Genomic DNA, 19040 nt, shown 5'->3' on the forward strand with positions numbered 1-19040 from the left:
GTTGCCGTTGTGCTGGATGGCGCGCAGGGTTTCCTGATCGACATGCGCGGCGACACTCATGCGCTCGACGGGCGGGCCGCGGATGCGCTGCGGCGGGCCTTTGCGGGCGACACACTTTCGGGCGGCGATCAGGCGTTTGTGTTGGGGCTCATATCCGATGGCGTGCTGGAGACGGAGACGCAGCGGCGCGGCGATGTTCGGCCGTCGCGGCGTGCGGCGCTGCTGGCCTCGCTCACGCGCGGTGCGCTTGTCCTGAACCAGACCGGCCATGCCGTGCGGCTGGCGCGGCTCTCCTTCGCCGCTGTGGGCTGGGCGGAAACGCTGCAGGCGTGGAGACACGGCATTCGATCATCCGTACACGGACGGACGTTGGCGGAGATCGGCGCTGCCGTGGCCCGCGCCACCGCCAATGATCCAACGGGTGCGGATTGCAAGGAACGGGCGTTGACCGCCTTCACGCTGGCGCGCCGCAACTGCCATCCGGCGTTCATCATCGTCGGCGCGGCGCTGCATCCGCTGGCAGTCCACGCCTGGTGCGAAAGCGGGGATCAGGTGATCGGCGACAGCGCTGGCCGCATCGCCGCCTACACGCCGCTGCTCCGCTATGCGTGAGCAGTTCTGGCGGGAGGAGGGCCGCGAGGTCTCAACCGCCTCGACGATTGCAGAACTGCTCCGGCCCGGCGATGCGGTGGACCCTGCCTATATCGCCAGCGTGCTGCTGATGCCCGCCGCCGATCCGGCCACCCTTGATGTGACGCCGTATAAAACGATCCACCGCGTGCGGGCGGGTGAACGGCTTGTGACAGAGGACAGGCGGGCGCGGGTTGAGCGCGCATTCGATTGGGACAAGGCCATCGCTGCGGCCGATGCCGGCCGCGCGGAGGATGCGCCGCGCCGCTTCCGCGCCGCGTTGCAAGAGGCCGTGGCGCGGGAGGCAGCGGATCACTGGGGCACGCATGTCTCGGGCGGCATCGATTCTTCCAGCGTGGCGCTGCTGGCGGCGGAAGCGCGCGCGGTCGAGGGATTTGCGCTGGTCTTTCCCGATGGCGCACTCGGCGGCGAGCGGCGATATGCCGATGTGGTGAGGAGCAGGAATCTCCGCACACGGATGATCGAAGCGGAAGGTCTCACCGATTTCTCCTGTTTCAAGGATGTGAAGCCGCATGCCGAGCCGCTGCCCTGGCTGTTCCGCACCGGCACCGACATGGCCCTGCTGAAGGCGGCGAAGGATGCGGGCATCACGAAAATCCTCACCGGCCATGGCGCTGATGAAACACTGGCCGCCGGGCCTTATGAGATCGCCGGATTTCTCGGACAGGGACGCGTGATATCCGCGTGGCGCGCGGCGAAGGCCGAAAGCGAGGCGCGGCACCGCGGCCTGATGACGGCGCTGTGGCCGTTCGGAATCGAGCCGCTGCTCACCGCGAGCGCCACGTTTTTCGCCGGGCGGCATCCGCGCTTCAGACAACCGCCATGGCTGCGCCCCCAAGCGGCACGGCGGATGGACTGGAGTGACCGGGCGCACGCGGCGGCGAAAGCCTTTCATGGTGGCGCGCGACCCTCGCTTCACGCGCAACTGGCCGCCAATTTGCGCAATGCCGAAACGCGCTGGATTGCCCGCGAACTGGCGGAGCCTCTGGGCATCACGCTGGTTCATCCCTTTCTCGACCCTCATGTGGCGAGCCTTGCCGCCGCCATCCGCCTGAAACACGGGCAGGATCCGGCGCGGCAGAAGCCATTGCTGGCCGATGCAATGAGAGGGCTCGTGCCGGACGAGATATTGGACCGGCCCACCAAGATGCCGTTCAACAGCCTTTTTTATCGCGGGTTCTCTGAAAATCGCGCCATGCTGCTGGCTCTGGCCGATCGTATGGACGGCGTGGCGCTGGAACTGTTCGATCCCGCACCTCTGAAGCAGGCCATCGAACAGGCGGCGCTGGGCGTCGAAAAGCTTGAAAGCCTGCACATGCTGGCCGCCACGCTTTCGGTGCTGAAATGGCTGGAGCTGCTGCCGGAGTGGCACGCCGGGCTCACATACCCGCCACGGCCTTCTGTATTTCCTTGAGGATGATGACGGCGGAGGCCGCACCTGGGTCCATGTGCCCCAGCGAGCGTTCGCCCAGCCGCGAGGAGCGGCCCTTGGAGGCCACCATGTTTTTCGTGGCCTCCGCTCCTGCTTCACCGGCTGCGACCGCGGCGGCAAAACAGGCGGCGGCGCTTTCGTCTTTCGCCAAAGCCTCCCGTGCCGCTTCGGCGGCAGGAAGCCAGGCATCCATCATCGTCTTCTCGCCGCGTTCGGCCTTGCCGCGATCCTGCATGCCCTTGGCCATGGCGGAGAGAACGTCCACCATCGCATCCCTGTCGAGCGTGGCCTTGCCCTTCACCGCCGCCGCGGCGCGCATGAAGGCCGTGGCATAAAGAGGACCCGACGATGCGCCGACCGCATTGAGAAACGCCTTGGCCGCCGTGTTGAAGGCTGAAGTTGGATCACCGGGCGGCGCGGCGGCCAATGCTGCCGTGACGGCGTTGAAGCCCATCGCCATGGTGACGCCGTGATCGGCATCGCCGATGACGCCATCGAGTGCGGAGAGATGATCCTTCTGCGCCTCGATGGCCGAGGCGATGTGCGTGAAAAGAGTGACGACGTCCTGCGTGGAAAGACTGCTCATCTCACACCACCCTGAGCGCTGGCGTATCGCAGGGGTGATCGAGCAGGCGCTGCAACTCGTCATCAAGATGCAGCAGCGTGATCGACGCGCCCGCCATTTCAAGCGACGTGCAGTAATTGCCGACCCAAGTGGCGTGCGTGGCGACGCCCTCTTTTTCCAGCCGCTGATGGACGCGGCGGTTGAGGAGATAAAGCTCCATCATCGAGGTTGAGCCCAAAGAATTGACCAGCACCGCCACGCGATCGCCGCGCTTCGGCTTCATCTCGGCAAGGATCGTGTCGAGGATGCGGTCTGTCACCTTGTCCGCCGATTGCAGCGTCTCGCGCTTCACGCCCGGCTCGCCATGGATGCCCATGCCGATTTCCATGTCATTCTCGCCGATCTCGAAATTGGGCTTGAGCGTGTGCGGTAGCGAGCAGGGGCCGAGCGCCACGCCCATCGTATAGGTGTGATCATTGGCCTTGTGGGCAATGCGCTCGCACTCATCGAGCGAAAGCATGGTGTCACAGGCAGCACCCGTGATCTTGAATACGAAGAAATTTCCCGCCACGCCGCGCCGCGTGGCCTTCTTTTCGATGGGAGCGGAGGCTACGTCATCGGTGGTGAGCACGGTGCGGACCTCGATATCGTCCATTGCAGCCATTTCCGCCGCCATGTCGAAGTTCATGACGTCGCCCGCGTAATTGCCATACATGAAGATGACGCCGGCCCCTCCGCTCGCCGCCTTGGCGCAGGCGACCGCCGGATCGGGCGGCGGCGAGGCGAAGACATTGCCTACCGCGCAGGCATCGGCAAGGCCCTGGCCGACATAGTTGAGGAACATCGGCTCATGTCCCGATCCGCCGCCGACCACGAGGCCGACCTTGCCCTTGCGCGGGCCCTTCACCGCCACGATGGCACGCGGCTCGCCCTCGACCCGCTTCAGGTGCTTCGAATGCGCGGCCACGATGCCGTCGAGCATTTCAGTGATGATGTTGAGCGGATCGTTAATGAGTTTCTTGGTTTTCATGTCGGCCATCCGGTTGCGTGATGCTGCTTCCTACCCCTTCTCCCCTTGCGGGAGAAGCATCGCCTTGCGTCTCCCTCCTCGCGTTGCGGGGAGGGCAGGGGTGGGGCGGCGGGGTATGGGATCATTCTGCATACACCCGGCCGCTCGCCTCACCCCAGTCCCGGCCCATCAAGCACGGCTTCCGTGCTGCGGTAGGCGGCTTCGAGGTGGCTGCGCATCGCCTCGCGGGCCTTTTCGGGGTCGCGGCTGTTCAGTGCACGGATGATTTCCCGGTGCTGCTCGAGCGTGGCTTCCGCCTGCCCGGCGCGCGGCAGCATCAAATGGCGGCAGCGGTCGAGCTGGGCTTTCGAAACTTCGATGGCGTTCCACAGCCGCGGCAGGTCGCTGATCGCCGCGATCATGTGATGGAACTGGTCGTCGCGTTCGATGGCCTCGGCGTATTGGCGGCGCTCCAGCGCCCGGGCATGGAGGGTGAGAATGTCCGACAGATGATCGGCGTGATCCTGATTCATGCGCGCGGCGGCCTGCGCAGCACTTTCCATCTCCAAGGCCCTGCGGATGAGGAAGGACTGGTGGATTTCCTTGCGGTCGATCCTGGCCGCGCGCGTCGCCGACTGGGCGATGACATCCACCAGATGCTCGTCCGAGAGCTTCTTCACCGCCTCGCGCACCGGCGTGCGGGAGACCTGAAGCTGGGCGGCGATTGCCTTCTCGTCGATGGCCTCGCCGGGGCGGATGACGCCCGAGAGAATGAGCGTCTTCACCATGGGATAAATCTGCTCGCGCAGGGGGCGCGCGCGATCGAGTTTTACCTGGGTGAGGTCATAGCCCATATCTGTCATACTAATATAACAGTTCTGGACAGCAAGACTGATTCCGGCCTATCCTCAAAAGAAAACGCTTTTCTCATGGGAGTGCGCGATGCCGGGAAGCAACAATTTTCCCAAGCTTCACAATGCGATGTGGCCGGGTCTTGTGGGCAAGGGCAGCGATTCCGAGCCGCCCATCGATCTCGACACGATGATCGACCTGACGGCCAAGGCCGAGGTCAATGGCGTCAAATTCGACGGCATCGACATCTTCCATGCCGCGCCCCACACCAACATCGATTTCTCCGCCGATGAGGCGAAGGCGCTGGCCGACAAGGTTTCCGCGAAGGGACTGGTGATCGGCTCGATCGTGGCGCCGGTCTGGCCGCCGGTGGGCGGCGGTTCCGCCATGGGCTCGCCTGCCGACCGCAAGAAATTCGTGGCCAATGTCAAAAAATCATGCGAGCTCGGCAAGGCGCTGCGCGAGGCGGGCGTGCGCCACTATGGCGTGATCCGCATTGACTCCGCCTCGAGCCCCGCCGACTGGGCGAAGGACCCGGCCGGCAACACGAAGAAGATCGCCAAGACCTTCCGCGAGGCCTGCAGCGTTGCCGCCGATTATGGCGAGCGCCTTGCCTGCGAGGGCGAGATCTGCTGGGGCGGCATGCATTCCTGGAAGGACATGATCAACACGCTCGAGGAGACGGACCGCCCGCAGACCATCGGCTTCCAGGCCGACATGGCGCACACGCTGCTCTACACCATGGGCTACAACGCGCCGAAATCGCGCCTGCTGCCCGCCAAGTTCGACTGGAAGAGCAAGACGACGCTCGACGCGGCGCTGAAGAAGATGACCGATGCGCTGAGGCCGTGGACCATCGATTTCCACGTGGCGCAGAACGACGGCACGGTGAAGGGCCTGGGCTATCACGACAAGACCGGCCGCCACTGCATGGTGACCGACAAGAACGGCAAGCTCGACATCCCCAAACACGCCGGCATGTGGATGCGCGACGGCAATGGCGAACTGGTGAAGGCGTTCCGCCACATCTGCTGGGATGGCTGCATGTTCCCCAACGAGATCATGATGCAGCAGAAAACCTGGAACGACATTCTCGCCACCATGATCAAGGTGCGCGACAAGCATGGATGGGTGGCCTGAGATGGCGAAGAAACCGCTGAACATCGGCATGGTGGGCTATGGCTTCATGGGCCGCACCCATTCCAATGCCTTCTCGCAGGTCGGCCATTTCTTCGACCTTCCCTACAAGCCGGTGCTGAAGGCGATCTGCGCCCGCGATGCGGCCAAGGCTTCGGCGTTTGCCGAACAGTGGGGCTATGAATTGAGCGAGACCGACTGGAAGAAACTGGTCGAGCGCAAGGACATCGACCTCATCGACATCGCCAGCCCCAATGACACGCACATGGAAATCGCCATCGCCGCCGCGAAAGCCGGCAAGATGGTGATGTGCGAAAAGCCTTTGGGCCGCAACGCCGCCGAGTTGCAGAAGATGGTCGAGGAGGTGGAGAAGGCCGGCGTGCCGAACATGGTGTGGTATAATTACCGCCGCGTTCCCGCCGTGATGCTGGCCAAGCAATTGATCGACGAAGGCAAGCTCGGCAAGATTTTCCACTACCGCGCCAAGTTCCTGCAGGACTGGACGATCTCGAAGGACTTGCCGCAGGGCGGCGCGGGACTCTGGCGTCTTGATGTGGGCGTCGCAGGCAGCGGCGTGACCGGCGATCTTCTTGCCCATTGCATCGACACCGCCATGTGGCTGAACGGCTCGATCGACACCGTGTCGGGCATGACCGAGACCTTCATCAAGGAGCGCCATCACGCGCTGACCGGCAAGACCGAGAAGGTGGGCATTGATGATGCGAGCCTGTTCCTGGCGCGCTTCCACAACGGCTCTCTGGCGACCTTCGAGGCGACGCGCTACGCGCGCGGCCACAAGGCGCTCTACACGCTGGAGATCAATGGCGAACATGCCTCGATCTTCTGGGATCTGCATGATCTTCATCGCCTGCAATATTTCGATCACCGCGACGAGGGTCGGGTGCGCGGCTGGCGGTCGCTGCACATTACCGATGGCGATCATCCCTATATGGGAAAGTGGTGGGTGCCGGGGCTGCAGATCGGCTACGAGCACACATTCATTCACCAGGCGGCGGATTTCCTTGACGCGCTGGGCAAGGGAAAGCCCGCCGCGCCGACGTTCCGCGACGCGCTGGCGACCGATCAGGTGACCGATGCGGTGCTGAAATCCGCGCGCACCAAACAGTGGGAAAACGTATCGGCGTAAACGCGCGGCTGCTCATTCTTTGGGCATAAAATCACGTGCTTTTCGATGCAAGGCGTCTTGCAAATCCTGAGGGAGCAGATAGGTTGCACCCTCCAAGAGCCGCAAAGGCCGAAATGGAACAGGGAATGGGAATGACAGGAAACGACAAGCTCGCATTGCGCCTTTCCGGCATCAGCAAGGCCTATGGAAAAGTGCGCGCGCTGGAGAACCTCTCCTTTGATGTGAAGGAAGGCCGTTTCTTCGTTCTCTTCGGACCAAGCTCGGTTGGCAAGACGACGGCGCTGCGCACCATCGCCGGTCTCGTGAAGCCCGATTCGGGATCGCTTCATATTGACGGCAGGGACATGACGGACGCGCCGATCACCGGGCGCGGCGTGTCCATGGTGTTCCAGTCCTTCGCGCTTTATCCGCATCTCACGGTTTACGAAAATTTCGCCTATCCGCTGCGCGAAGAGAAGGTGGCGCGCGAGGAGATCGACAAGCGGGTGAAGGAAACGGCGGCGATGCTGAAGCTGTCGCACCGCCTCGAGAGGAAGCCCAACACATTGTCGGGCGGCGAGCAGCAGCGCGTGGCGCTGGGCCGTTCGCTGATCCGCCAGCCGAAAATTTTGCTCCTCGACGAGCCGCTCACCAATCTCGACGCCAAGCTGCGCCACGACATGCGCGCCGAGTTGAAGCGACTGCACCGCCAGTTCGGCATGACCATCGTCTACGCCACGCCCGATGAGTTGGAAGCCCTCTCGATGGGTGAAGAGATCGCCGTAATGCGCGATGGCTCTGTCGTCCAGTGCGGCACGCCCGATGAACTCTACGAAAGTCCTGCCGATACCTATGTGGGCGGCAAGATCGGTTCGCCACACATGAACATCCTCGCCGCCAAGACGGCGAAGGATGGCAAGTCCTACGACACGCCACTCGGCAATCTGGTGCCGGTGCGCGGGCCCAGGAAGGCGCAAGCCGGCGAGGCGGCGCTTATCGGCATTAGGCCGAGTGACCTTCGGCCCGCGGCCAAGGGCGAGGCCGGCATTTCTGCAAAGATTCATCTGTTGGAGCCGCTGGGCGACATCACCATCGTTTCGGTGGATGCCGGCGGTGAAACCCTTCGCATGGTGGTGCCGGAAGCGGCCGCCCTGTCGATGAAACCTGGTGACGCGCTTCCGATCGTGATCGACAATAAAAATATACACATCTTCCGCGCAGCGGACGGGATGGCTTTGTCCTGACCGCCGGCTGACTGAAGCAATACGGTTTATATGGGAGGAAACCTGACATGACCGTGATGACGAGACTGAAAGGGCTGACCGGGGCGCTGAGCCTCGCCAGCGTTTTGATGGCGGGCAGCGCAACCTTTGCCTTTGCCGAAGACGTGACGCTGCGCATGGCCGTGCCGGACTGGCCGCCCACCCGCATCATGAAGAAGTTCTTCGACGAGCAGTACAAGGCGCCCTCGGGCAACAAGGTGACGCTCGACGTCGACTTCATTCCGTGGCCCGACTTCTACACCCGCGTGAACGCCTCGCTCACCTCGGGCGAGCAGAAGTACAACATGTCGGTTGCCGACTTGCAGTGGCTCGGCGCCTTCGTGGAAGGCGGCTATTTCCGCAAGGTGAACGATTATATCGACGCCGATCCGGTGCTGAAGGCCACCATGGCCGACATTCACCCGGCCTTCTACAACGCCTATTCCACCTATCCCTATACGTCCGCGAACATCTACGGCTTCCCTCAGTTCCCGGACGTTCTGGTGACCTATGGCCGCAAGGACGTTCTCTGCGATGAGGGCGAGCAGGCGGCTTTCAAGGCGAAGTTCAACGAGAAACTTCCCTGCACCGGCGAAGAGATGGACAACATCGACTGGGGCCTGTTCGAGCATATCGGGCAGTTCTTCCAGCGCAAGAAGGGCGAGAAGCTGGCCGGCAAGGTGCTGGATGACGACTTCTACGGAATCGCCTTCCAGGCCGGCAAGGGCTACGACTTCTCGTCGATGCAGATCAACGGCTTCATCTGGCAGTATGGCGGCAACATCTGGGATGAAACCAAGATTCCGACCGGCCAGGCTGAAGGCGTCGTGAACTCGCCGGAAGCGGTGAAGGCGCTCGACAATTATCTGCGCCTGATCCAGTACATGCCGCCCGTCGCCAAGACCGGCACCATGGACATCTTCAAGTCTGACGAACTGTTCCGTGAAGGCAAGGTTGCCCTGAACGTGGACTGGATCGGCCTCGGCGAAGCCTCGCTCGATCCGAAGTCGTCCAAGGTGTCCGACAAGCTGGTGTTTGGCATGGCCCCCGGCCTCAAGGGTGCTGATGGCAAGATTATCCGCTGGAACAACCTCGGCGGCCAGCCCTTCGTTCTGATGACCTGGAACACGGACGTCCAGAACAAGGAAGCCATGGACTTTGTGAAGTGGTGGCTCTCGCCCGACATTCAGAACCAGTTCGCGGCAGGTGGCGGCCAGTCGGCTGTCAAGGCCGTGTACTCGGACCCCAAGTACGTAACCTATCGCCCGTGGAACCGCGCCTGGGCCAACTCGCTGGATTGGCAGAAGGACGTCTGGCACGTGCCGCAGTTCTTTGAACTGCTCACCCAGCAGCAGGACCAGTTCGACCTTGCCATCACCGGCAAGCAGGACGCCAAGACCACGCTGGATAACATCGCCAAGTTCCAGCAGGACCTGCTGAAGAACGCCGGCCTGATCCAGTAACACCGAAACCCAAAGGGCGCGGGGAAAACCATTTCCCGCGCCTTCTTTTCCCTCACTTGCACGAGAAGAAACCGAACCGATGACTGCGATGACAGCGACTGCTGACCGGCCGGCCTTCACCAGCCTCGTTCCCGACAACTGGCGTCTCGCCATTGTGGCCGGGCTGGTTGTGTCGGCCCTGGCGATTTTTGCGCTGCCTGCGCATGTCTCATTCTGGATTGTTGGCGTCATGGCGGCGCTCGTCGCCGCCGCCTTCGCCATGAACGCTTATCGCCGCAAATATTTCGGCGGCCTGCTGGTGGCGCCTGCCATCGCCGTTCTGTTCGTGATGAACATTTTCCCGCTGCTGTGGTCCTTGGGCCTGTCCTTCTTCGCCTATCAGTCGAACCAGCAGTCGATCCGTTTCGTGGGCCTTGCCAATTACACCAAGGCGCTCACCAATGAACTGGCCGCGCCCGCCAACTGGCATGCCCTCATCAATACCGGCATGTTCGTGGTTTTCACCGTGGCGGCGCAGATGATCGTCGGCTTCCTGCTGGCCATGCTGTTTGCCAAGCAGTTCCCGTTGCGCAAATATCTGCTGATCCTGGTGCTGACGCCGATGATGCTCTCCGTTGTGGCCTCGGGCGTGTTCTTTACTTACTATTACGATCCGACCTTCGGCATCTTGAGTTACGTGATGAACTCGATCACCGGCGGCCAGTTCATCCTGATGGATAACAAGGCGGGCGCGGTGGCGGGCATCGTCTTTGCCGACGCCTGGATGTGGTCGCCCTTCGTCATGCTGCTGGTGCTGGCGGGCCTCGTCTCGGTGCCCAAATATCTCTATGAAGCAGCTGCCATCGACCGCGTGTCGAAGTGGCGGCAGTTCTGGACCATCACCTTCCCCTATATCCGAGGCTTGCTGATGCTGGCGCTGCTGTTCCGCACCATCGAAGCCTTCAAGCTGGCCGATCTCGTCATTCTGCTCACCAAGGGCGGCAATGACACGCTGACCATTTCCTATCACCTCATCCGCATCGCCAATGAGCAGAACAAGACATCGGAAGGAGCCGCGATCTCCTATCTCATGCTGTTTATGGTGATCGTGCTCACCAACCTTTACCTTTATCTGGCCAACCGCCGGAGCCAGGGAGACTGACATGACCGATTCCGTTTCCATTTGGCAGACACTCGGGTTTCGCAAGGCCAATGGCGTGGGAGAGGCGGGCTGGGGCCGCACGCTGGTGGTCGCCATCGTGTCGCTGATCTACTTCCTGCCCGTGCTGTTCATCATCTTTACTTCGCTCAAGCCGCAGGATGCGGCGCTCAACGTGCCGCCCACTTTGGTGCCGACTTCGTTCTTCGGGCTGATCCCCGATCAGTTCGTGTTCACGCCGACGCTGGAGAATTTCGGCTCGGTGTTCGAGCGCTCGATGACGGCGGGAGGGCCGCCGGAAGCCACGGGCTTCGACCGCTATTTCTTCAACTCGATCGTGATCGCCACCGTGTCGGTGCTGCTGGCGCTGGCCATCGGCACGCTCGCCGCCTTCGGCTTCTCGCGCTATCCGCTGAAGGGGAATGACACCTATCTGTTTATCATTCTCACCACGCGCATGCTGCCGGCCATCGTGGTCATCATTCCGATCATCCTGATGTTCCGCGTCGTCGGGCTTTCGGGCTCCTATACCGGCATCATATTGCTCTATACCGCCTTCAACCTCGCCTTCACCATCTGGATGATGAAGAGTTTCTTTGACGAGCTTTCGCTCGACGTCGAGGACGCGGCGCGCATCGACGGATCATCCGGCATGAAAGTGTTCTTCAAGATCTGCCTGCCGCAGGTGATCCCCGGCCTAGCCGCCACCTTCGTGTTCGGCCTCATCCTCACCTGGAACGAGTTCCTCTTCGCGCTGCTGTTGTCCGGTCCCGACACGCGCACCGTGCCGGTGGCAATGAATCAGGCCGTGGCCTCGGGCGGCCGCGGCACCGACTGGACGCTGCTGGCGGCCATCGAAACCCTCTTCCTCATCCCCGTTTTCCTCGTGACGTTCTTCCTGCAGAACCACCTGCTGCGCGGCGTCACCTTCGGCACAGTGAAGCGCTAGGCATGTCAACCATCGAGATCAAGAACGTCACCAAGAAGTTCGGCGATTTTACCGCCGTGCGCGATGCCTCGCTGTCGGTGCAGCCGGGCGAAGTGGTTTGCCTGCTGGGCCCATCGGGCTGTGGCAAGACGACGACGCTGCGCATGATCGCAGGCCTTGAGCGCGCCACCACGGGCGATGTCATCATCGCCGGCAAGGAAATGAACAACCTGCCGCCCGAGAAGCGCGACATCGCCATGGTGTTCCAGTTCTATGCGCTCTATCCCGCCCTCACGGTGGGGCAGAACATCGCCATGCCGCTGCACTCCGAAGGCCTCTCGAAGGACGAGATGGACAAGCGGGTGATGAAGGTGGCGAAGATCATGCATCTCGACACCGTGATGAACCGCATGCCCAGCCATATTTCGGAAGGCGAAAAGCAGCGCCTCGCGGTGGCGCGCGCCATCGTGCGCGACCCCAACTGTTTCCTGTTCGACGAACCGCTGTCGCGCCTTGATGTGGAACTTCGCCATTCCATGCGCGGCCAGATCAAGGAAGTGCTGCAGGGCCTCTCCAAGGCGACGGTGATCGTGACCCATGACCAGCTTGAAGCGCTGACCATGGCGAACCGCATCGCCATCATGAAGGATGGCATGATCGAGCAGGTGGGAACCCCGCATGAGGTGTTTGCCAAGCCCGCCAATGTGTTCGTGGCGAGCTTCATCGGCACGCCGCAGATGAACCTGCTCGATGCCGATTTCGCCAGCTTCAAGGGCGGCAAGGCCAAGGTGGCGCTGGCCGGCAAGGGGCTGGAGATCGCCGCCAACCCGGCAGTGGAAGGGTTGAAGCCGTCGAAAGTGAAAATCGGCATCCGCCCACGCGCCTTCACTACCGTTTCGGAACAGGCGGGCGACACCATTGCCGCGCAGGCCGAGCTGATCGAACCGATGGGCGCCGAGACGCTGATCCACGCCCGCACGGCAGGGGGCGGCGACATCCGCGTGGTGGTGCCGCGCGAGAAGCGGGTGAAGACCGGCGAGACGCTGCATCTCCGCCCCGATCCGCGGCAAACCCATTTCTTCGGCGAAGACGGAAAGGCGGTGCGCCAGTGAGTCTCGAACCGCAAACCGGCATGAGCCCCAAGGGGGCACTCCGCCTCGAATATGCGATCATCGGCCTTGGGCTGTTCGCGCTGATCCTGATCTTCCAGCCCTTCAGCCTTACGCTTTATGCGATTGGCGGCGGGCTGGTGGTGCTGGCGGGCCTTGTCAACAATCTGCTGCCGCTGGCCCGGCCCGGCGTGAAGGTGAGTTCGGTGGTGACCGTCGCCATGGTGGTGGCGATGATCTTCTGCATCACCATCCTTGTGTCGATCTGCGCCGCCTATCTCTATGGCCTGTTCTTCTTGAAGCCGCCGGATCCCAACACCATGGCGGGCAAAATCCAGCTCAACACGCCGCCTTTCTATGCGCAGCCCTTCGTGTGGTGGGTGGCGGGGATCGCGGCGGTTCTGGCCGCCATCATAACGGTGCGCAGCCGCGCCGGAAAATAATCATGCGTCACGATGTTTCGGTGATCGGCCTTTATATCCTCGATGTGCTGGGGAGACCCGTCACCCGCATTCCCGATCGCGGCAACGTTGATTTCATCGAGGAAATCCGGCTTACCGTGGCGGGAACGGCCGGCGGCACGGTGGTTGATACCGCCAAGCTCGGCCTCAAGAGTCTCGCGGTGGGCGCGGTCGGCGATGATGAAAAGGCCGACTGGGTTCTGCTCACGCTGGAAAAACATGGCATCGACGTTTCGGCCATGCAGCGCATCAAGGGCGTGCCCACCTCCGCCACCATTCTGAACGTGCGGCCCAATGGCGACCGCCCGGCGCTGCATGTGCGCGGTGCCTCCGATCACTTCGACGTGCCGCCGGAGATGTATGACAGGGTGTTCGATGCGCCGATCATTCATCTGGGCGGCACCGGCCTGTTGAAAAAGCTCGACGGCCCGGCCTCCGTCACGCTGCTGAAAGAGGCGAAGCGGCGCGGCCGCACGGTAACCTTCGATCTGATCGCCGCCAGTGCCGACACCATCGGCATCGTGGCGCCGCTGTTGCCCTATATCGATTATTTCATGCCCTCGATCGAAGAGGCGAAGGATATGTCGGGCCAGTCGACGCCCGAGGATTGCGCCAGCTTCTATCTCGACAAGGGCGCGCGCTGCTGCGTCTTCACGCTGGGCGGCGATGGCGCGTTCTATGCCCATCAGGATGGAACGCGCGTTTCCTCCAAGGCCTATGACATCAAGGTCGTGGATACGACAGGCTGCGGCGATGCCTTCGATGCAGGATTCATCGCCGCCCTTCACCACAAGATGGATGTCGAGACAGCCCTGCGTTTCGCGCAGGCCTCGGCCGGGCTTGTCGCCACGGGGCTTGGGTCCGATGCTGGAATCGTGTCATTCCCCGATACATTGGCACGCATGAAGAGCTGGAAGATCAAACCATGAGATTCAAGGGAAGGCGCGCGGTCGTGACAGGCGGCCTGTCGGGTATTGGCGAGGCGGTTGCAAAGCGCATCGTGGCGGAAGGCGGCAAGGTCGGGGTGTGGGATTTGGGCGGCGGCATCAAAACCGACATTTCAGACTATGCCTCGGTCGAGGCGGCGGTGGCGCAGACGGTGAAGGACATTGGCGGCATCGATATTCTGGTGAATAGCGCCGGCATCACCGGCCCTACCGTGCCGGTCATGGAATTTCCGCTCGACGGCTGGGCGCAGGTGATGGCGATCAACCTCAACGGCACCTTCCACACCAACCGCGCCGTGATCCCGCTGATGACGGCGCAGAATTATGGCCGCATCGTCAACATCGCCTCGATCGCCGGCAAGGAAGGCAACCCCAATGCCTCCGCCTATTCCGCCTCCAAGGCGGGGGTGATCGGCTTCACCAAATCGCTGGCCAAGGAACTGGCCAAGACCAACATCACCGTCAACGCGGTGACGCCCGCCGCCGTGCGCACGCCGATCTTCGACCAGATGCCGCAGACGCACATCGATTTCATGCTGTCGAAAATTCCCAAGGGCCGCTTCGGCACCGTGGATGAAATCGCCAGCCTGGTGTGCTGGCTGGCCAGCGAGGAATGCTCCTTCTCGACCGGCGCCGTTTTCGATGCTTCGGGCGGCCGCGCCACCTATTGAGGGACTGACCATGCAGAGAATGGGCCGGGTGATTGGCCTCAAGCCCGAGGTGATCGCCGAATACAAGCGTATCCACGCGGCGGTGTGGCCGGACGTGCTGAAAGCCATCGCTGACAGCAACATTCGCAACTATACCATTTTCCTCAAAGAGCCCGAGAACCTGCTCTTCGCCTATTGGGAATATCACGGCAGCGATTTCGCCGCCGACATGGCGAAGATGGCCGAAGTCCAGCGCATGCGTGACTGGTGGGTGATCACCGATCCCATGCAGGTGCCGCTTGCGACGCGGAAAGACGGAGAGTGGTGGGCCGATATGGAAGACGTGTTCCATACGGATTGAGGCGGGCCATATTCGGCCCACAACCTGTCTTTCCGGCGAACGCCGGAATCCAGCCTTGCCATGGGCCCCGGCTTGCGCCGGGGTGACAAGTCAACTCATAGACTCTATTTCCCCTTCAGCCGCTTCTCCAGCGTGGCGAAGGCACGCTGATAGACATTCTGCTCCGTGCCCGGAATAAGCGTGAGGTCGTCCAGCGCGCTCGCCGTCCAGTCGCCGGTCCACACGCCGAAGGTGGAATTATCCGCCGTCACCTTCCACAGCCTTGCACCCGAGACATAGTTCATCCACGGCATATCGCATTTGGTGATGCGGTAGGAGAAGCTGCGCTCGAGATCGGAGAGATGCAGCAATTCTTCATTGAGATGGCCTTGGCCGAACATAAAATCACGCACGCCGCTCACCTTGTCGGAGCGGGCGCGCTTCAGCATGTGCATCTTGGTGATCTCGTCATGCCAGCCGCCCATGCCGGCGAAATCGCGCATCATTCCCCAGGTCTTTTCGACGGGAGACTTGATCACGCGCGACGTCCATATCTTGTTGGGCTGGCCGCCCTTCCAGCGCTCGGCGCCTGCGGGTTTTTCCGGCTTTGTTTTGGCGATGATGGCGGCGAGATTGCTGAAATTGGCGCCGAACACTTCTTTTGAAATGATCTTCTCGTACTTTCCTTCATCGCCCGGCCCTTCGTCAAAACTCGCTTCCCATTCCGCGAAGGTCTGGTCGCCGTGGGTGACGGGATAGAGCCTCACCGTGGCGAGATAGTTCCGGACAGGGAAGGCGGGTTTCTCGAAATTATAAGTGAAGGTGCAGCGCGCATCGTCGAGCGCCACAAGCCGTTCGCGGATGTGATCGCCGTCATGGGTGTAGAAGCTGCGCACGCACCCCACCACATCGGGGTCGAGACCGCCTTCGATCTTGGAGCGTGCGATGGGCGGCGCCCAGGAGGGCAGGCCGTTGAAATCGCGGATCAGGCTCCACACGGTTTCGACGGGGGCCTTGAGGATGATGCTGGAATAGGCGCGGGCCATGGTTGCTCCTTATTGCGCGATCTCGGTGAAGGCTTTTATGGCGGCGTCGGCGAAGGCCGCATCGTTGATATGGGCATCCACCTTGATGAGGCGGCGGTTGGCGGCGGGCTTCCACCCTTTCCGCACGGCATCGAACAGCGCCGCATCGGCTTGAGGATCATGGAAAGGCTTGCCCGCCGCATCGATGGCGGAGACGCCCCTGAGCGGCAGCAGGAAGCGCACCGGGCCTTCCATGCGGTTGAGCCGCGCGACGATCCACGCGCCAATGGCGCGGTTTTCTTCTGGTGTAGTGCGCATCAGCGTCACCTGCGGGTTGTGGATGTAGAACTGCCGCCCTTCATAGGCGGAAGGCACCGTCTCGCGCGGCCCGAAATTCACCATGTCGCAGGCGCCGAGCGAGCCGACATAAGGGATGCGGCTCCTGACCGCCGCGCCGAAGCGGTCATCCGTACACGGAAGAACGCCGCCGAAGAGATGATCAGCCACCTCCGTCGTCGTGATGTCGAGTGCTGCGGACAGGAGATGCGAATCGATGAGCTTCTCGAGGCATTGCCCGCCCGTGCCGGTGGCATGAAACACGAAGCATTCCCAATCGCCTTCGATGCGCGCGCGAATCTGGGTGACGGCCTCGGTGGTGACGCCGAACATGGTGAGGCCCACGGCGCGCTTTTTATCCTGCACCTCGGGCACCGCGTTGAGCGCCATCCCCGCCGCCGCGTGGGCGGCGTTGCCGATCACCTTTCGGGTGATGGCGTTGAGCCCCGCCACATCGGCCACCGCATGCATCATCGCAATGTCGGTGGGGCCGACATAGGGCGCGACATTGCCGGAGGCCATGGTGGAAACCATGAGCTTCGGCACGCCGATGGGCAAAGCCCGCATGGCCGCGGTGACGATCGACGTGTTGCCGCCGCCGCCCAGCCCCAGCACCGCGCCAATGTCGCGGCGTTCCGAGAGCCATCGTGTGAGGGCCTCACCCATGGCGGCAACCGCTTGCCCGCGATCGCCAAGGCCCAGCACGGCGGATGCGCCTTGAGGATGACTCCGCGCCACCTCCTGCGGGGAGACATCGGCCCCGCCGGGGGATTGCGTGGTGGAAATATCCACCAGCACCGCCTTTGCCCCCGCCGCGCGCACACGCTCCGCCGCATAGGAGAGTTCGGCGCCTTTGGTGTCGCAGGTGCCGATCACATAAACGAGCCCCATGGCTATTTCGCCCCGGCCCAGCCCTGCTTCATGTTTTTATAGCCGAGCTTGTAGACCTCTTCCGGATTGGGGAAGAACTCGCGCCACACGCGGGTCGCGGCGGCGAGCGCCGGCATGGAGCTTCCGAAGGCTTCGATAGTGAGCCAGCCATCATATTTGGCGGCCCTGAGCGCCTTGTAGGTCTGCGCCCACGGCACATGGCCCTTGCCCGGCGTGCCCCGGTCGTTCTCGGAAATATGCACATGGATCATGTGCCGCTTGATGTCCTTCACCGCCGCGACCGGATCCTTCTCCTCGATATTGGAGTGGAACGTATCATACATGCCCTTGATGGCGGGATGATCGACCTCGTCGAGATATTCGGCCAAGCCCTTCATCGTGGTGATGAAATAGCTTTCAAACCGGTTCAGCGCCTCGAGCGAGAGGCGCACGTTCTTCTTCGCCGCATAGTCGCCCGCACGGCGGTGGAAGGAGAGGCCACGCTTGCGTTCGGCTGCCGTCGCGGGCGCGCCCGAGAAAAACCCGTGCTCGGAGTGCATCGGGCCGCCGATGATGGGGGCGCCCAGCGCCGAAGAGCAATCGATCACCCATTTGGCGTAGTCGACGGCGGCCTTCTGCTGCGCCTTGTCGGGGGAGAGCGGGTTCTTGCCGCCGGGGCCGATGACGCTGACGACGGTGCGCTCCAGCCCGATCCTGTCGCACATCTCGCCGACGCGCGCATAGTGGTCCGGCGTTCCCTCGAACATGGGGATTTCCACGCCGTCATATCCGGTTTTCTTGAGGGCCTTGAGAATGGGTTCATGGGCCGCCGTGACATGGGGTGTCCACAGCAGCATGTTAAAGCCGAGTTTCATGTTTGGGCCGCCTCCCTGCGGTGGCGTCAAGACAAACCTTCTCGCCTGTCTTGTCAATTCCTGATATACGCCTTGCATCATAAGAAACGGACCATTTGGAGGACCCAATGAACAAGCCGCACGACCCTTCTTCCGCCCAGAACGCCACGTTGCTGCGCATGCAGAATTACATGACCACCTCGCCCGTGCCGTCGATCTCGACGGAGCTTCTTGTCTCGGCGGATGGCGAATTGAACCGTGAGTTGAACCGCTTCCTGCTCGACCCGCCCACCAATCCCAACCTGCTGAAAGGCAAGACCATCGCCATCTGCTGCACCAATGGCGTTGAAGAGGTGGAGATCGTCGGCGCCATGAAATGGCTGACCGAGCATGGCGCGAAAGTGCATGTCGTCTCGACCCGCATCGGCGAATTCCATCCGACGCTGGGCCTCAGGTTTCCGCCGCAATGCGCCACCCATGTGCTCGCCATCCGCCTGATGGAGAATGCGGGCTGGCTGAAGATTGACCGCTACACGGATGAGGCCAAGGTTTCCGACTATGACGCGGTGATCATGCCCGGCGGCTGCTGGAACCCCGATGCGCTCCGCACCGACAAGCACGCGCGCGACTTCGCCAAGGCGATGCATGCGGCGGGCAAGCCCACCTGCGCCATCTGCCATGGCCAGTGGGTGATGGTCTCCGCCGACATGCTGCGCGGCAAGAAGGCCACCGCCGTGTGGAACATCCAGGTCGATCTCGCCAACGCCGGCGCCACCGTGCTGGACGAACCCTGCGTGGTGGACGGGAACCTCATCACCGCCCGCTTCCCCTACGACCTGCCGCGCATGGTGGACGCGCTGGTGAAGCAGCTGGTGGCGTAGGATG

At 62.4% G+C, this 19040-nt stretch carries 20 protein-coding genes; 14 read left to right on the forward strand and 6 right to left on the reverse strand.

Translation table 11 applies throughout. From position 1 onward, the window contains the following. The first annotated feature begins 9 nt into the window (after nucleotides 1–9). Both QM694_RS18050 and QM694_RS18055 read left to right on the forward strand, forming a co-directional pair. Nucleotides 10–612: a lasso peptide biosynthesis B2 protein gene (locus QM694_RS18050; RefSeq protein ID WP_415008294.1), complete on the forward strand. Its 603-nt coding sequence runs from the start codon at nucleotides 10–12 to the stop codon at nucleotides 610–612. After that, on the forward strand, nucleotides 605–2065 hold the full coding sequence (locus QM694_RS18055; RefSeq protein WP_415008295.1) for an asparagine synthase-related protein: 1461 nt from the start codon (nucleotides 605–607) through the stop codon (nucleotides 2063–2065). The genes QM694_RS18050 and QM694_RS18055 overlap by 8 nt, the downstream gene beginning before the upstream one ends. On the opposite strand, the gene dhaL is transcribed toward QM694_RS18055, so the two are convergent. The 3 genes from dhaL to QM694_RS18070 form a co-directional block, all read right to left on the reverse strand. Further along, nucleotides 2031–2669 carry a dihydroxyacetone kinase subunit DhaL gene (dhaL, locus tag QM694_RS18060; protein ID WP_415008296.1) on the reverse strand — a complete coding sequence of 213 codons (639 nt, stop codon included), beginning with the start codon at nucleotides 2667–2669 and terminating at the stop codon, nucleotides 2031–2033. The two genes, QM694_RS18055 and dhaL, sit on opposite strands and share 35 nt — an antisense overlap. A gap of 1 nt (nucleotide 2670) precedes the next feature. Continuing rightward, nucleotides 2671–3678: a dihydroxyacetone kinase subunit DhaK gene (locus QM694_RS18065; RefSeq protein ID WP_415008297.1), complete on the reverse strand. Its 1008-nt coding sequence runs from the start codon at nucleotides 3676–3678 to the stop codon at nucleotides 2671–2673. A gap of 149 nt (nucleotides 3679–3827) precedes the next feature. After that, entirely contained in the window at nucleotides 3828–4520 is a 693-nt protein-coding gene (locus QM694_RS18070) for a GntR family transcriptional regulator (RefSeq protein ID WP_415008298.1), read from the reverse strand. Between the two features lie 79 nt (nucleotides 4521–4599). Between QM694_RS18070 and QM694_RS18075 the strand changes: the two genes are divergently transcribed. The 11 genes from QM694_RS18075 (at nucleotide 4600) to QM694_RS18125 (ending at nucleotide 15091) form a co-directional block, all read left to right on the forward strand. Continuing rightward, a complete protein-coding gene (locus QM694_RS18075; RefSeq protein WP_415008299.1) occupies nucleotides 4600–5649 on the forward strand; it encodes a sugar phosphate isomerase/epimerase family protein in 1050 nt (349 codons plus the stop codon). A 1-nt stretch (nucleotide 5650) separates the two neighbouring features. After that, nucleotides 5651–6793, forward strand: coding sequence for a Gfo/Idh/MocA family protein (locus tag QM694_RS18080; RefSeq protein ID WP_415008300.1), 1143 nt, complete (start codon nucleotides 5651–5653; stop codon nucleotides 6791–6793). 131 nt (nucleotides 6794–6924) lie between these two features. Beyond that, nucleotides 6925–8016, forward strand: a complete 1092-nt coding sequence (locus QM694_RS18085) for an ABC transporter ATP-binding protein (protein WP_415008301.1) — start codon at nucleotides 6925–6927, stop codon at nucleotides 8014–8016. 47 nt (nucleotides 8017–8063) lie between these two features. Next, the gene (locus QM694_RS18090; RefSeq protein ID WP_415008302.1) at nucleotides 8064–9497 is read left to right on the forward strand and encodes an extracellular solute-binding protein; all 1434 of its coding nucleotides are present in this window, start codon (nucleotides 8064–8066) and stop codon (nucleotides 9495–9497) included. 79 nt (nucleotides 9498–9576) lie between these two features. Then, complete coding sequence (locus QM694_RS18095) at nucleotides 9577–10638, forward strand: carbohydrate ABC transporter permease (RefSeq protein WP_415008303.1); 1062 nt, start codon at nucleotides 9577–9579, stop codon at nucleotides 10636–10638. A 1-nt stretch (nucleotide 10639) separates the two neighbouring features. Then, the gene (locus QM694_RS18100; RefSeq protein ID WP_415008304.1) at nucleotides 10640–11584 is read left to right on the forward strand and encodes a carbohydrate ABC transporter permease; all 945 of its coding nucleotides are present in this window, start codon (nucleotides 10640–10642) and stop codon (nucleotides 11582–11584) included. Between the two features lie 2 nt (nucleotides 11585–11586). Continuing rightward, nucleotides 11587–12675 (forward strand): ABC transporter ATP-binding protein, encoded by a 1089-nt coding sequence (locus QM694_RS18105; RefSeq protein ID WP_415008305.1) that lies wholly within the window; start codon nucleotides 11587–11589, stop codon nucleotides 12673–12675. Continuing rightward, nucleotides 12672–13115 (forward strand): hypothetical protein, encoded by a 444-nt coding sequence (locus QM694_RS18110; protein ID WP_415008306.1) that lies wholly within the window; start codon nucleotides 12672–12674, stop codon nucleotides 13113–13115. The genes QM694_RS18105 and QM694_RS18110 overlap by 4 nt, the downstream gene beginning before the upstream one ends. Nucleotides 13116–13117: 2 nt before the next feature. After that, entirely contained in the window at nucleotides 13118–14062 is a 945-nt protein-coding gene (locus QM694_RS18115; protein WP_415008307.1) for a carbohydrate kinase family protein, read from the forward strand. Next, entirely contained in the window at nucleotides 14059–14751 is a 693-nt protein-coding gene (locus QM694_RS18120) for an SDR family NAD(P)-dependent oxidoreductase (RefSeq protein ID WP_415008308.1), read from the forward strand. The genes QM694_RS18115 and QM694_RS18120 overlap by 4 nt, the downstream gene beginning before the upstream one ends. A gap of 10 nt (nucleotides 14752–14761) precedes the next feature. After that, a complete protein-coding gene (locus QM694_RS18125) occupies nucleotides 14762–15091 on the forward strand; it encodes an L-rhamnose mutarotase (protein WP_415008309.1) in 330 nt (109 codons plus the stop codon). Between the two features lie 104 nt (nucleotides 15092–15195). Here QM694_RS18125 and QM694_RS18130 read toward each other — a convergent pair whose 3' ends face one another. Genes QM694_RS18130 through QM694_RS18140 form a run of 3 tightly spaced genes read right to left on the reverse strand, consistent with a single transcriptional unit; the run spans nucleotide 15196 to nucleotide 18176 of the window. Continuing rightward, nucleotides 15196–16116: an SRPBCC family protein gene (locus tag QM694_RS18130; protein ID WP_415008310.1), complete on the reverse strand. Its 921-nt coding sequence runs from the start codon at nucleotides 16114–16116 to the stop codon at nucleotides 15196–15198. Between the two features lie 9 nt (nucleotides 16117–16125). Beyond that, the gene (locus QM694_RS18135; protein WP_415008311.1) at nucleotides 16126–17322 is read right to left on the reverse strand and encodes a Tm-1-like ATP-binding domain-containing protein; all 1197 of its coding nucleotides are present in this window, start codon (nucleotides 17320–17322) and stop codon (nucleotides 16126–16128) included. 2 nt (nucleotides 17323–17324) lie between these two features. Then, a complete protein-coding gene (locus QM694_RS18140; protein WP_415008312.1) occupies nucleotides 17325–18176 on the reverse strand; it encodes a sugar phosphate isomerase/epimerase family protein in 852 nt (283 codons plus the stop codon). Nucleotides 18177–18283: 107 nt separating this feature from the next. Here QM694_RS18140 and QM694_RS18145 point away from each other — a divergent pair, with 107 nt between their 5' ends. Then, complete coding sequence (locus tag QM694_RS18145) at nucleotides 18284–19036, forward strand: DJ-1/PfpI family protein (protein WP_415008313.1); 753 nt, start codon at nucleotides 18284–18286, stop codon at nucleotides 19034–19036. The last annotated feature ends 4 nt before the right edge of the window (nucleotides 19037–19040 follow it).

Origin of the sequence: Aestuariivirga sp. (genome assembly GCF_047602625.1) — a bacterium.
In the GTDB taxonomy this organism is placed as follows: Bacteria; Pseudomonadota; Alphaproteobacteria; order Rhizobiales; family Aestuariivirgaceae; genus Aestuariivirga.

What these genes read in the sequence shown, in the direction of transcription:
- QM694_RS18075 (WP_415008299.1), top strand. Translation starts at nt 4,600, where the DNA reads ATGCCGGGAAGCAACAATTTTCCCAAGCTTCACAATGCGATGTGGCCG.
- QM694_RS18080 (WP_415008300.1), top strand. Translation starts at nt 5,651, where the DNA reads ATGGCGAAGAAACCGCTGAACATCGGCATGGTGGGCTATGGCTTCATG.
- QM694_RS18070 (WP_415008298.1), bottom strand. Translation starts at nt 4,520, where the DNA reads ATGACAGATATGGGCTATGACCTCACCCAGGTAAAACTCGATCGCGCG.
- QM694_RS18105 (WP_415008305.1), top strand. Translation starts at nt 11,587, where the DNA reads ATGTCAACCATCGAGATCAAGAACGTCACCAAGAAGTTCGGCGATTTT.
- QM694_RS18115 (WP_415008307.1), top strand. Translation starts at nt 13,118, where the DNA reads ATGCGTCACGATGTTTCGGTGATCGGCCTTTATATCCTCGATGTGCTG.
- QM694_RS18140 (WP_415008312.1), bottom strand. Translation starts at nt 18,176, where the DNA reads ATGAAACTCGGCTTTAACATGCTGCTGTGGACACCCCATGTCACGGCG.
- QM694_RS18065 (WP_415008297.1), bottom strand. Translation starts at nt 3,678, where the DNA reads ATGAAAACCAAGAAACTCATTAACGATCCGCTCAACATCATCACTGAA.
- QM694_RS18100 (WP_415008304.1), top strand. Translation starts at nt 10,640, where the DNA reads ATGACCGATTCCGTTTCCATTTGGCAGACACTCGGGTTTCGCAAGGCC.
- QM694_RS18130 (WP_415008310.1), bottom strand. Translation starts at nt 16,116, where the DNA reads ATGGCCCGCGCCTATTCCAGCATCATCCTCAAGGCCCCCGTCGAAACC.
- QM694_RS18085 (WP_415008301.1), top strand. Translation starts at nt 6,925, where the DNA reads ATGACAGGAAACGACAAGCTCGCATTGCGCCTTTCCGGCATCAGCAAG.
- dhaL (WP_415008296.1), bottom strand. Translation starts at nt 2,669, where the DNA reads ATGAGCAGTCTTTCCACGCAGGACGTCGTCACTCTTTTCACGCACATC.
- QM694_RS18095 (WP_415008303.1), top strand. Translation starts at nt 9,577, where the DNA reads ATGACTGCGATGACAGCGACTGCTGACCGGCCGGCCTTCACCAGCCTC.
- QM694_RS18135 (WP_415008311.1), bottom strand. Translation starts at nt 17,322, where the DNA reads ATGGGGCTCGTTTATGTGATCGGCACCTGCGACACCAAAGGCGCCGAA.
- QM694_RS18145 (WP_415008313.1), top strand. Translation starts at nt 18,284, where the DNA reads ATGAACAAGCCGCACGACCCTTCTTCCGCCCAGAACGCCACGTTGCTG.
- QM694_RS18125 (WP_415008309.1), top strand. Translation starts at nt 14,762, where the DNA reads ATGCAGAGAATGGGCCGGGTGATTGGCCTCAAGCCCGAGGTGATCGCC.
- QM694_RS18055 (WP_415008295.1), top strand. Translation starts at nt 605, where the DNA reads ATGCGTGAGCAGTTCTGGCGGGAGGAGGGCCGCGAGGTCTCAACCGCC.
- QM694_RS18120 (WP_415008308.1), top strand. Translation starts at nt 14,059, where the DNA reads ATGAGATTCAAGGGAAGGCGCGCGGTCGTGACAGGCGGCCTGTCGGGT.
- QM694_RS18090 (WP_415008302.1), top strand. Translation starts at nt 8,064, where the DNA reads ATGACCGTGATGACGAGACTGAAAGGGCTGACCGGGGCGCTGAGCCTC.